Source organism: Methanobrevibacter oralis (genome assembly GCF_001639275.1).
Classification (GTDB): domain Archaea; phylum Methanobacteriota; class Methanobacteria; order Methanobacteriales; family Methanobacteriaceae; genus Methanocatella; species Methanocatella oralis.
Genome location: NZ_LWMU01000050.1, coordinates 18,814 through 31,418 on the forward strand (window position 1 = coordinate 18,814; position 12,605 = coordinate 31,418).

Below are 12,605 nucleotides of genomic sequence, written 5' to 3' on the forward strand. Positions count from 1 at the left end.
CACCTCATATTGAACTATTAGACTTATTAATCTTCCAGCTTTTAGCTTTAATCCTTCTTTGCCAAAATTCATCATATAAGCCATCTTCGTTAATTAAATCTAAATGAGTTCCTTCCTGTATTATTTTACCTTCATCAATTACCAATATCTGATCAGCATTTTTAATTGTAGATAATTTATGTGCGATCATTACAAGTGTTTTATTTTTTATAAGCTCATTAATAGCCTTTTGAATATGTTTTTCATTATCTGGATCGACACTAGCTGTTGCTTCATCAAGAATTATGATTGGAGCATCTTTTAAGATTGCTCTTGCAATAGAAATCCTCTGTTTTTCCCCACCAGACAATGACGAACCACCTTCACCAATTACTGTATCATAACCATTTTCTAATTCCATTATAAAGTCATGACACCTTGCCTTTTTACAGGCCTCAATTATTTCTTCTTTAGTTGCATCGCTTTTTCCAAATTTTATATTATTTAAAATAGTGTCATTAAATAAGTAAACCTTTTGAAAAACCATAGACATGTTCTTAAGAAGACTATCCGAAGTCAAGTCTTTAATATCAACATCACCCACTTTAATCTGACCAGAATCAATATCCCAAAACCTTGCAATAAGATTAGCTACTGTTGTTTTACCACTACCAGATTTACCTACAAGTGCAGTCATACTGTGTTCTGGAACTTTAAAACTAACATTATGTAGGATTTCTTTATCTTCATATGCAAAACTAACATTATCAAACTCAATGCCAAAGTGTTCAAGAGCAATGTCCTTTCCGTTTTCATCAAGTAGCTTAAGATTAGAAACAGATTTATACCTATCTAATGCTTTTTTCATAATATATATTTGAGGACTTAATCCAGCTAATGATTTTAGAGGAATATAAAATTGGAATACAAAAATAACCACCATCAACATGAAAATCAAGTCCATTGTTTTATTAAGTGCAAAGAACGATGCAAATAATATGGTTACACCAATTCCAACAGAAAAAACACTATCAAAGATGAAGCTTGGAAAAATAGCTTTTTTCTCAAAATCAATAGCAGCATTTCTTGTTTTTAAAAACTCCTCATTTAGTTTTTTAGCCCTTTTACCAACCATATTAAAAGATTTAATAACGGAAATTCCTTTGACATATTCTATAACTGAATTAATAAGTTGGGATTGAACCTCTAATTTAATACCTGAATGGAATTCCATTATACGTTCATGATTGTTTAATGCAAACAATGCTAAAATCACTATTATAAAAGATATAATCCCAATCCTATAGTCCAATATTGCTAAAAAAATCACTCCAATAGCTGTATTGAAAAATGCTGTAACTATATTTGATATTTGCATCATAGAATTCTCTTCTATGAAACTCATATCAGAAGTAGCTATAGCCGTAATATTCCCTATATTATTTTCAGAAAAGTATCCCATTGGAAGTCTTTTTAATTTGTTGCCTAATTTCATACGTTCATCAGCAAATATTTTAAACCCGATATTAGCCTGAAATTTATCTGTTAAACGCCTTGTTATTGTCCTTAGAATCACACTCATAACAATTACAATAGCTACGGTCCAAATTGCATCTGTTGATAGTGTGTTTGAAATTATTTTGTCTAAAACATATAATATAAGCATGATTGGAATAATTGCAAAAAGCTCTTCAAAAAAAGATAAAACGAAAGCTATTTTCAAATTTTTTGAATAATCTCCTGCAATATTTAGAAGTTCTCTAATAATTTTAATCATGTTGAATTCCAACATTATTTTTCCTCCTTAATATTTATATCCCAATTTAAAGATTCCACATGAGCTTCCCAAAGTAATTTATATTTATTAGAATTTTCAAGCAAATCTTCATGAGTTCCTTGCATTAACAATTTACCATCGTCCATTAAAATTATATTATCAGATTCAACAATGCTTGAAAGCCTATGAGCAATTACAATTAATGTTTTTTTGCCAACTAACGAATTAATTGCTTCTTGGATTTTATCTTCATTTTCTGAATCCGTGAATGTTGTTGCTTCATCAAGAATTATAATAGGGGCATCTTTTAGTATTGCTCTTGCAATTGTTATTCTTTGTTTTTCTCCACCGGAAAGTTTATTTCCATCATCCCCTACATTAGTATCGTATCCTTGATCTAGTTTTACTATAAAATCATGACATTGGGCAAGCTTTGAGGCAGCTATAACTTCATCATCACTTGCAGTAGGTTTTCCAATCCTAATATTCTCCATAATTGATTCATTAAAGAGAAAATTATCTTGAGAAACATAACTAATTAAATCCATCAAGTCCCCAAATGAAATACCGTTTATATTAACTCCACCAATAGAAATTTTACCATCTTTTAAATCCCAAAAATGAACCAAAAGTTTAGCAAGTGTGCTTTTACCACTTCCAGATTCTCCTACTAATGCAGTTACTGAATTTTCAGCTACTTTAAATGAAACATCTTTTATAACTTCTGTTTTATCATATGCAAAACGAACATTTTCAAATTCAATGCCATAATTTTCAGGCTTTAAAGATTTATCAGTTATCTGAAGCTCTTCTCCAGCAAATGTTTCTTCAAGTTCGGTAATTTGATAACTAAGTCTAGGAATCAATGGGAAAAATACCACCATTTTTAGCAATGGAGATCCTAAACTAATAGATATTAATAACGCAAATATTAATGTTGATAATGCCAATGTCCCCTGAAAATAAAATAATGTTCCAACCGGCAAAGTAAATAAAATGGTACATGGAAGTACAGATGCATATATGGCCATATAATTCCAAGACTCATTATACCAGTCAAGTGTATATTTCTTATAATCTTCAACCGATGAAGAATATTTTTCATATGAGCTTGTAGTCCTATTAAAGATCTTTATAACTTCCATACCGGCAATATATTCAACAATGTTAGAGTTCATATTTTTTGAAGACTCATAATAATACACCATTTTGTCAACGCCAGATTTTATCATCCAAAAAATAGCTACAAGACCAATTGAAGTTGAAGCAATAGTTAAAAGCCCTAATCTCCAATCAAGAACAAACAACATGGCAAAAACTAAGATACAAATAATCACATAAGGCAAACCTTCCGGGATCATATGCGCTAAAATTAATTCTACTTGCTCAATATCATCGACAAAGTTTTTTTTATAACTGCCTGTCCCTTTCTGATTAATAACGCCTAAAGGTAATTTAGTCATTTTTTCAGCAAATTGTATCCTCATACCCATTAAAGTATCATATGCCGCCTCATGAGAAAAATCCAAACCTTTTATGTAAAATATTGATTTTAAAAATAAGAAAAATATAATAGCAAATCCAATAATTATAATATGTTCAAAAGTTATGGAATTGTCTATAAAATTAATAATAATATCATAAGTTAAAATAAATGTAATTAACTCGGAAACTACACTAAAAAAAATTAGAATAATTGCCAAATATATTTTATTTTTATATTCCTTTGCATAAGAAAAAGTTTTTGAAAAATTATTCATTGTTAAGCCTCTTTTTAAAAAAATGATCTATAAAATCATCAAAATATAGCTAAAACATTAAATATTTTATCGAATAACACCTGTTTTTAAAACAGCATCCCCTAACCATTTAGATAATAATCCTGCAAATAATACCCCACTAATTATTGTTTCAACGACTATGATAAGTTGAATTAGAATATCCATATTTAATATTCCATATGAAATAAAAAACAATATTCCACCAATAACATTTACAACAATACCTGCAATAGCCATGAACCAACTTTCAAAATGTCTATATCTACCAAGTAAGAAAACAATTTCCAATGGCAAACCATACATTAAAACTTGTCCTAACATTACCACACCATAAGGAGTGAAGGGTACACCTACTGCCATAATAATAAAAGAAGATAACAAAACAGAACCAGGTTTACGTATAAGATAAGCTACTAAAATCAGAGGAAAAAATCCAATACCCATCATAATTGGGAAAACAATTGGAAAAGCAATTAAATAAGAGCCTAAATAGGTTAAAGGAATATTTAATAATCCTAAAACTATTGAAAGAATAGCAGTTACCATAATATCATGAGTACTCCATTTACGATTAAAATTTGTTACATTTTCATTCAAAATAAACACCACCATAAATTAAGCATATTATTTAGGTATGCCTAAATTTATATACTTAAAATAGTATCATTTTTAATATATAAATTTTATTATTATTACCATGATAAGAATAATAGCTAATAAACTGACTAAAAAACCTATAAAAAATGTCTATTAAATAATATAACTCTCTAATTCTTTAAACAATTTTAAAATTACATTAATAAAACCACCAAATTATATTAACTTATACAATTATAAATTAAATAGATGATAATTATTAAAAAAAAGCTATTTTTAATCAAAGTTTAAAAATTATTAAATACATAACAAAATATGTGGCGATTATTTTATAATAAAAGGAGATAATAATGACTCGTATATCAATATTAGACAAAGACAGATGTCAACCAAAAAAATGTGATTATCTTTGCATCAATTACTGTCCAGGTGTTAGAATGGATGAAGACACCATCGTTATTGATGAAAATACTAAAAAACCATTAATCTCTGAACAGCTCTGTGAAGGATGTGGTATTTGTACAAATAGATGTCCATTTGATGCAATACACATCATCAATTTACCTGAAGCTATTGGAGAACCAATTCATAGATTTGGTCAAAATCAATTTGAATTATTTGGGCTTCCAAACTTAGAAAAAGGCAGTGTTTTAGGTTTGCTTGGTCAAAATGGTATTGGTAAATCAACAATCATGAACATATTAACAGGTAATTTAATTCCTAACTTTGGAGATTGGGAAAATCCTGTTAATAATTGGGATAGAGTAATTGAATATTACAAGGGTTCAGCACTTCAAAATTATTTTAAACAACTAGCTAACGGAGAAATAAAAACAATCCTTAAACCACAAATGGTAGATAAACTTCCAAAAGTTGTTAAAGGAAATGTTAGAAATTTACTTGAAAATGTAGATGAAAAAAATAAATTTGATTATGTTTGTGAAGAATTAGACTTATTAAATGTCCTTGATAGAAAAATAGAAAATCTAAGTGGTGGAGAACTTCAAAGAGTAGCTATAGCTGCAACAGTATTAAGAGAAGGGGACTTTTATTACTTTGATGAACCAACATCATGGTTAGATGTATCCCAAAGACTTAATGCAGTTCGTGTAATAAGATCCCTTGCAGAAGAAGGAAAAAGTGTTTTAGTTATTGAACATGATTTAGCCACATTAGACGCACTATCAGACAATATTCATATATTATATGGTTCACCAGGAGGATATGGTGTTGTATCTGGAAGAAAAGGAGTTAGACTTGGAATTAATGCATACATCAAAGGATTTTTAGCAGAAGAAAATGTGAGAATAAGAAAAAATCCTATTGAATTTACAATCAGACCACCAACACCTGAAGATGAAGGTGATCCATTAGCTAGTTACACAGACCTAAATAAAGATTATGATGGATTTAAATTAAGTGTAGATGCTGGAGATATTTTTTATGATGAAATAGTAACTGCATTTGGATCTAATGGTATTGGAAAAACAACCTTTGCCAAAATGTTAGCTGGTGTTGAAAAACCAACCACAGGAAAAGTAAATGAAGAAGTCATAATTGCATATAAACCTCAATATATTGTTACAAACTTTGAAGGAAGTGTAAATGACTACTTGTACATGAATGCACCAAGTTACGGAAGTAAAATCTTTGAAAGTGAAATTATGATTCCATTTAATCTTGAGGCAATATTAGACAAAGCAGTTAAAAGTTTAAGTGGTGGGGAACTCCAAAGATTATCAATAGCTGCAACTCTTTCAAAAGATGCTGAAATTTACTTATTCGATGAACCAACCGCGTTTTTAGATGTAGAACAAAGACTAACTGCTGCGAGAGTTATTAGAAAAATAGTTGAAAGTAAAAATGCCGCATCACTTATTGTAGACCACGATATTGTATTTATTGATTATATATCTGATAGAGCAATGGTATTTGATGGAACACCTGGTTTAGAAGGTCATGCTTCAAAACCAACTGATCTTAGAACCTCAATGAATGAATTTTTAGAAAATTTAAACATTACATTTAGAAGAGATAAAGAAACAAAAAGACCTAGAGTTAATAAACTTGATAGTTATCTAGATCGTGAACAAAAAGAAAAAGGAGAATATTATTATTTATCAGATTAAATATTTTCTATTTCTTTTAAGATATATTTTTTTAAAACAATTACTGATTCTTCACCATCATCATCTAATCTAACCGAATCATTAGGATGTAAATCATATATTTTAACAACAAAATCAGCTGAAATATTTTTTATAATTTTTCTATCAAGTATAGAAGAAACACAATCATCACCACATCCACTGATTGAAACAATTTTAGCGTCATCCAGAATAGGACTACAAATATTAGGTTGCGCAGAATATTCAGTTATACATGCTGCAACAATATTTTCATGTTCTAAAGCTAATTCAATAGTAGCTGCTCTTACAACTAACCCAAGTGGACTTAATCCACTACAAGAAATTAATGCAATTTTATCACACATAACCCTCACCTTTTCATTCTCTCATATCTTTTTTTTAACTTTTTCATAATCTTGTTTATGAAATGGACACATTATTAAACATTTGCTACAACCATCCTTATAAGCAAGACATGTTTTTTTAATGATTTTTTCATCATAAAAGGCAGAATGTGGACATCTTGCAATACAAATTCCACATGTTTTACTAATCATGAACCCATATTAGGTCATTCATCTAATCGATGTTTCAATAATGCTTCTTAAAATAGCTGCATCCATAGATTACATTGTAACTGCTCTTAAACCAATTTTATTATCTAATGGGTAAATAAAATTAGCTTTAAATCCATTTATTAAGTTTTTCCAAAGATTATTAGAAATAGCGGTTTTATTATTTGAAGAATAATTACATAAATAAAAATTAAGAAGAATCTGATGATATCTAACTCTCATATCACTAACTTAATTTGTTCTTAAAGCTTCAACAGCCTTAGGAAATTCTTCACAGAATTTTTCAACATCTTTTGTTGGAATAGAGAAACTAACACGTAAATATCTATCTCCAAATAATTCGCTTGTATATTCTCCTTCCCTTGTAAAAATTTCTTTTTTAATTAAATAATTTGACATGTCTTTTGGATTAATTCCAGTTCCATATAAGTCAATGACCATCATATTCGCATCAGATGGATAAACAGGTAAAAATGCTCCATCAATCTTATCAATCATTTCTTTTATTAATTTTTGATTATGGAATGTAGTTTCTTTAATATCGTCAATCCATTCACTTTTAGTTTTTAAACCTGCCATAGCACCATACTGTGCAACAATATTAACACCCAAATCATTAACAACAGCATTTTTTAAAACATCAACAAGAGGTTTTGAAGCTACAACTCCACCCATTCTTAAACCTGCCATTCCAAATATTTTAGAAAAACTATAAATTGTTAATGTTTGACCTGGTGCATAATTTTCAACTAAGAAATGTTTTCTTGAAAAATCTCTATAAGTTATATCATGTAAAAGATACATATTATTTTCAATAGCCATTTGAGCAAATTCTTTAAGCTCATCTTCAGTATAGCAAGATCCTAATGGATTTAATGGATCAATTAAAATAATCATACGAGTATTTTCATCCATGTTTTGTCTAACTAATTCTGGAGTAAGTTTATAATTATATTTTTCATTATAAATAGATACATATCTTACTTCCCCTGCAAATCTATTGGCAAAGTCCCCAATAATAAAATAACCTGGATCTGACAAAATAACATTGTCTTCTTTTTCAAGTAAGGCCTGCATACAGAGATATAATGATTCAGTAGCTCCAGCATTTAATAATACATCAAGGTCTTTAAAACCTAGATCATCCAAAATTAATTGTTTTAGCTCTGAAAATCCTTCTGGAGGAGGATATTTACAATATTCTTTTTTTTTGACACAACTAGCCATTGCATCAGCTATAATGTCTCCATGTAAATGATTTGTATTTTGACCCATCCAAATCATATCTTTATCCATGAACATGTCTTCAAAAAAGTCATTAGAACAATGATAACCTTTTGGAGGCACCCTTTCAGTTTTTTGAAATTTCTTTCTAGGATGCTTTATGTCATAATCACTATCTCTCATAATATCACACGATAATTACAAAATTATTATTTATTTAAAGTCATTAATTAAGTTTATCATTATAGTTATCACTCTTATTTTTATATTAATGTTTTATTTTTTTAGTAGAAATAATTAATGTAGTTTTTTGAGTATTAATGTTTTTTAACAGTAATAAAAAACATGATAAAAAGTATTACAAACAATTTAAAAAACACACGAAGTAACTATAACATAACATAATTAATATATAGTAAGTTTAATAAAATAACTTATTGCACATGAGAAATAGATTATCCATAACCAAAAAAAAGGTTTATACCTTTGTAAATTTTAAACTTGATTTTTTTCATGTGCAAACCTTTTCATAAAAAAAAATAATTTTATAATGGACTAACACTGTAATAGTGTATTTCGCGTCCATTAGTAGCTTTATCTAAAATTCCAGTTCTACAAGTTTTTATCCCTTTAGTAGGGTCTGCGATTTTATAATTATCACTTGACATTCCATAGATTAACACATAATGCCCATAATCACCAACATAACCTAAACAAGTAGCAGATTTTGTCTGAATATGTGCAATAACTGACTTACCCATATTCAATTGAGCTTTAACACTTGCTTTATTTCTACTAATTCTTTTTACTTCATATCCAAGATTTTTAGCACCACTTACCAAATCTAATGGAGCAGTACCGGCCGTATTTGTTTTTAATGCTTTTGCACAAACATTTTCACTTTTATACGAATATAACATCTGAATTGCCATACTTAAACTAGTCGGGCAACAATTGTATTTGTTGTTTTGATAATCCATCACTAATGGATTGTTTGCAGTAGAGTTTAAAGTCACATAATTAGGCAATCTACCCTTTTTAAGTATAAAAACATTTCTCGCCTCAAATATCCCTGCAACCTCTTTTTTAGATAGTTTATGTGAGTTCCCATTACTATCCATCATTACTAACATAGTAGGGACTCCTTTTCCTTCTTTAATATTTTTTCTAATTGTTTTTGATGCTTTAACGATAACATCATTCATAAATTTAATCATAAAATTATCATTCCTCCCCTAAAAAAAATTGATGAGTAGAATTAAATTATTTAATATTTCCATAACATTTTAAAATGAACCCCTATTGTCGGGAAAGTTCTAAGACTATGCAAAAGTAAATCTCGCCCACTTATCGATGCAACAACATCACCCCTATAAATAGGAATAGTTAATCTAGTTCCTGGACGATATGCATCTGGAATAAAATTAGTATGTAAAGTTTTATGACCACCACTACTTTTAAAACCAGTATAATCTTCACGATTATATGATAATGAAACAAGTCTTAAATCAGGATTCACAGAATAACTTGCAAATGAATTAATAGTTTTTTTACTACTCCAACCATTTTTATTTGCAACATTATTTATTTTATCATTTAAAACTTTTCCTTGTTTAGCCGATAATGCTTCTCCTGCAAGGTAACCCTTACTATTTAAATTATCAATAGTTTTACAATGCCCATAATCTGTTGTTGAACCTACACCATACATATTTGTTGGTGCTGCATGGGATAATGGACTGTAATTATGGCTATGATTGGTTTTTGCGAATTTATCACTTTCTAAACCATTTAATTTTGTTGCATTTATCGGAGTTGTTAACATAGCATTATTTAATGTTTCAGATAATTCACCTCTTTTAATGTAAGTACTATCTAAAACATCTAATTGAGCTCTTAGGGCATTTAATTCTTGTTCATCTACAATTTGGATTGCACCAATTTTATCTCCATTTTCTGATTGTACAATTACTTCTGCACCTATGATTTGTTGTTCTTCTTCAAAAAAGACTCTTGTTTTAAAATTCACCATATTTTTACACCTTGTATTCAATATAATTTGATTTTATGCGACATTGGTTGTCTGTATTTTTTCTATGAGCATGATAAGCAAGTGCAATACCCGTGTCTTCTAAGTTGGGAGTGTAAATAATTTCTAATTCATCCCCTATTTTTAATAAAGTTGATGTTGTATCTGTATTATTTACTTCAAAGATTAATTCGTTATTTATATAATCCATACTAAAATGAATGTCTTCAAATAATATTTTTTCATTGTCAGAATCTTTATTTAAGATAATTTCTTTAAGAGGATCAACTGCTGCAACTCTAATTGGCACTCTTCTAGTTTCAAGAATTTCATCATTTATAATGATTTTTTCTTTGAAATAGTCAAGAATTAAACCCTCTTCATTCAAACAATTATCTTCATTTATCCTGGCACCAACTTCATCAATTGTTAAACCATCAACAAATAATGGATTATAACTTACTGATAATTTTCCAACAGGCATATTTGTTAGTAAATCGAGATCCTCATTTACATTTCCTTGATTATTTAAAATAGTTTTAAATTTCAAAATATCAGTATCATAATCAAATAAATAATCAAACCATTCACTATATGATTGTACGTATTCTTCCCCACGAGGTTGTATCATACATTGTTTTAAGGGGTAACTAGGACTATTAATGAATTTAAGCCCTTCTTCAAAACTAAACATGTATCTTGTACCCTCTAAAACATATGGTTTTACATAAACATTATGTTCCTTTAACCTTTGAACAACAGAAGGATTATTAATCAAATAAATATACCTTTCTTCTAAATCATCACTTGGAGGATTAACTCCATCAATCCAAACATACTCATCTAATTCTTCTGCAGTAATAATATCAAAATGCTCTGTGACTAATTTATTTTGAATAATTTCAACAGTACAATCCACATCTGGATCTAATTTAAATGGAGCATAAATTCTACCCCACAAGTTTGCACCTAACATTGGACTTGTTTTTGGAGAGTAGAAATGAGTTCTAACATACATTTCTTTTGGTAATTGAGTTGCTAAATTTATTCTTAAATTATCAATAGATGGAGTTTGTGTATTACCTGGGCTTGTTTGCCACATTTTAGCTCGAACAAGTAATAATTGAGATGGTGTTTCTAACGCTATTGTTTGATTTGAAATAGGTGTCCACACTTTTCCATTTGTGGATATTTCATAAACAATAAATGTATTTGGACTTGCACTTGTTCCTCCCTCATCATCAGCACTTAAACTAACATGAGTAATTGGATTAGTTAAAATTGGAGTTAAATATAAATAATTTTCTTCACCATCATACTCCTCACCATATCTCCTAATATTTAGTTGAAATGCAAAATCTTGAGGAGTGTATTTTCCAAACTTATAATCAACTTTTAAATCATTTCTACCATACCTATACCATGTTCTACCATTATTTATAGATAAAAAAGCATCCCCATCAGAATATTTTGTTTTATCACAGTTACGTCCCCACCCACCAATTCGTGGACAATGCTCATAATGACTTAAAGGAGAGAATACACAAATAGTATAATATTTTCCAGTTTCAAGTTTACATGGTTGATCAAAAACAATAGAAACAAATCCGGGACTCATTTTACTAGGATTAAAAGAAGTTTCAGCTAAAGGTTTATGAATATTTCCATTAGGAACATGAATTGTTTCTTTTCCACTAACTTTTACAGATTTTCTTTTCTTTTTATCCCATACAGTTTTATTATACTGTTTTGTTTTAGTGCCCCAAATTTGCACATATAATGGACTACCCCAATTAGAACTTTTTACTCCATTATTTTGAAGTGATAAACTAATTGCTTCTAAAATTCCACCATTAACACATTTAAATGTTTGAGCTCGACAAACTGACGGAATTTCACCATCTTTCCATGATTTTATCCAATCAGGTCTTAATTGGTAATTTTTTGCTTTATCATAACCAACATACCACCAGGAATTGATTTTTCCATCAGCACTAAGGTGTTTTGTATCTTTAAATAAAGTACTCACTTGTTTTTTTGGCAAAATTGCTCTTTTAATAATAGTTCCATTATCATCTAAAACCGATTCTATTTTACAAGTTGATAATTCACTATCAATAAAAGATTCGTCTGTAAAATCAACATAAATTTCTTCTTGAGTACTTGTACTAAACATCACTTCATTATTTGTACTAATACTCTGACCATAGCTTTGTTTTTCATCAACAAGAATTGGATTAAATCTTTTTCTCACAGATGGGGGAGTTAAATAATTTAATTCTTCTACTTTTTGTCTTAAATATTCATCATTAGAACATACTTGATTCATTAATTGAACTGTTGCATATTTTTGTTCGCTAAAACTTTGAATAAGATTTAAGTTTTTATATAGTTTCGGACAAAAAATTTTTTAGTTAATCATGATGAATTTACTGATCCAATTTTTATAGTAGGAATCTCTATTTACGATTCTATAGAATTCTTTTTCAAATAGTTTTTCCATAAATTCTATTG

At 28.8% G+C, this 12,605-nt stretch carries 11 protein-coding genes; 1 reads left to right on the forward strand and 10 read right to left on the reverse strand.

All coding sequences use genetic code 11. The annotated features are described in order from the left end of the window. Nucleotides 1-4 precede the first annotated feature (4 nt). The 3 genes from MBORA_RS03250 to MBORA_RS03260 form a co-directional block, all read right to left on the reverse strand. Complete coding sequence (locus MBORA_RS03250; RefSeq protein WP_197017434.1) at nt 5-1,771, reverse strand: ABC transporter ATP-binding protein; 1,767 nt, start codon at nt 1,769-1,771, stop codon at nt 5-7. Beyond that, complete coding sequence (locus MBORA_RS03255; RefSeq protein WP_063720224.1) at nt 1,771-3,516, reverse strand: ABC transporter ATP-binding protein; 1,746 nt, start codon at nt 3,514-3,516, stop codon at nt 1,771-1,773. Before MBORA_RS03255 ends, MBORA_RS03250 begins: the two co-directional genes overlap by 1 nt. Nucleotides 3,517-3,582: 66 nt before the next feature. Beyond that, nucleotides 3,583-4,134, reverse strand: a complete 552-nt coding sequence (locus MBORA_RS03260) for an ECF transporter S component (protein ID WP_042693401.1) — start codon at nt 4,132-4,134, stop codon at nt 3,583-3,585. Between the two features lie 350 nt (nt 4,135-4,484). On the opposite strand from MBORA_RS03260, the gene MBORA_RS03265 reads away from it, so the two are divergent. After that, nucleotides 4,485-6,263 (forward strand): ribosome biogenesis/translation initiation ATPase RLI, encoded by a 1,779-nt coding sequence (locus MBORA_RS03265; RefSeq protein ID WP_042693403.1) that lies wholly within the window; start codon nt 4,485-4,487, stop codon nt 6,261-6,263. Here the strand turns inward: MBORA_RS03265 and MBORA_RS03270 are convergent. From MBORA_RS03270 to MBORA_RS03290, 7 genes are all read right to left on the reverse strand, one after another. Next, nucleotides 6,260-6,628, reverse strand: a complete 369-nt coding sequence (locus tag MBORA_RS03270; RefSeq protein ID WP_042693404.1) for a putative zinc-binding protein — start codon at nt 6,626-6,628, stop codon at nt 6,260-6,262. The genes MBORA_RS03265 and MBORA_RS03270 overlap by 4 nt on opposite strands. 21 nt (nt 6,629-6,649) lie before the next feature. After that, nucleotides 6,650-6,820, reverse strand: a complete 171-nt coding sequence (locus tag MBORA_RS10510; RefSeq protein WP_156482689.1) for a hypothetical protein — start codon at nt 6,818-6,820, stop codon at nt 6,650-6,652. Between the two features lie 69 nt (nt 6,821-6,889). Further along, nucleotides 6,890-7,060 carry a hypothetical protein gene (locus MBORA_RS10515; protein ID WP_155930810.1) on the reverse strand — a complete coding sequence of 57 codons (171 nt, stop codon included), beginning with the start codon at nt 7,058-7,060 and terminating at the stop codon, nt 6,890-6,892. 9 nt (nt 7,061-7,069) lie between these two features. Then, the gene (locus tag MBORA_RS03275) at nt 7,070-8,245 is read right to left on the reverse strand and encodes a pyridoxal phosphate-dependent aminotransferase (protein ID WP_063720225.1); all 1,176 of its coding nucleotides are present in this window, start codon (nt 8,243-8,245) and stop codon (nt 7,070-7,072) included. A gap of 362 nt (nt 8,246-8,607) precedes the next feature. After that, the gene (locus MBORA_RS03280) at nt 8,608-9,279 is read right to left on the reverse strand and encodes a cysteine peptidase family C39 domain-containing protein (protein WP_042693405.1); all 672 of its coding nucleotides are present in this window, start codon (nt 9,277-9,279) and stop codon (nt 8,608-8,610) included. Between the two features lie 50 nt (nt 9,280-9,329). Next, a complete protein-coding gene (locus tag MBORA_RS03285) occupies nt 9,330-10,094 on the reverse strand; it encodes a hypothetical protein (RefSeq protein ID WP_042693407.1) in 765 nt (254 codons plus the stop codon). A gap of 4 nt (nt 10,095-10,098) precedes the next feature. Beyond that, complete coding sequence (locus tag MBORA_RS03290) at nt 10,099-12,420, reverse strand: hypothetical protein (protein WP_042693409.1); 2,322 nt, start codon at nt 12,418-12,420, stop codon at nt 10,099-10,101. Nucleotides 12,421-12,605: the final 185 nt, after the last annotated feature.

Coding starts and splice junctions, on each gene's coding strand:
- MBORA_RS10510 (WP_156482689.1), bottom strand. CDS start 6,820: ATGATTAGTAAAACATGTGGAATTTGTATTGCAAGATGTCCACATTCT.
- MBORA_RS03255 (WP_063720224.1), bottom strand. CDS start 3,516: ATGAATAATTTTTCAAAAACTTTTTCTTATGCAAAGGAATATAAAAAT.
- MBORA_RS10515 (WP_155930810.1), bottom strand. CDS start 7,060: ATGAGAGTTAGATATCATCAGATTCTTCTTAATTTTTATTTATGTAAT.
- MBORA_RS03285 (WP_042693407.1), bottom strand. CDS start 10,094: ATGGTGAATTTTAAAACAAGAGTCTTTTTTGAAGAAGAACAACAAATC.
- MBORA_RS03250 (WP_197017434.1), bottom strand. CDS start 1,771: ATGTTGGAATTCAACATGATTAAAATTATTAGAGAACTTCTAAATATT.
- MBORA_RS03270 (WP_042693404.1), bottom strand. CDS start 6,628: ATGTGTGATAAAATTGCATTAATTTCTTGTAGTGGATTAAGTCCACTT.
- MBORA_RS03290 (WP_042693409.1), bottom strand. CDS start 12,420: ATGAATCAAGTATGTTCTAATGATGAATATTTAAGACAAAAAGTAGAA.
- MBORA_RS03280 (WP_042693405.1), bottom strand. CDS start 9,279: ATGATTAAATTTATGAATGATGTTATCGTTAAAGCATCAAAAACAATT.
- MBORA_RS03265 (WP_042693403.1), top strand. CDS start 4,485: ATGACTCGTATATCAATATTAGACAAAGACAGATGTCAACCAAAAAAA.
- MBORA_RS03275 (WP_063720225.1), bottom strand. CDS start 8,245: ATGAGAGATAGTGATTATGACATAAAGCATCCTAGAAAGAAATTTCAA.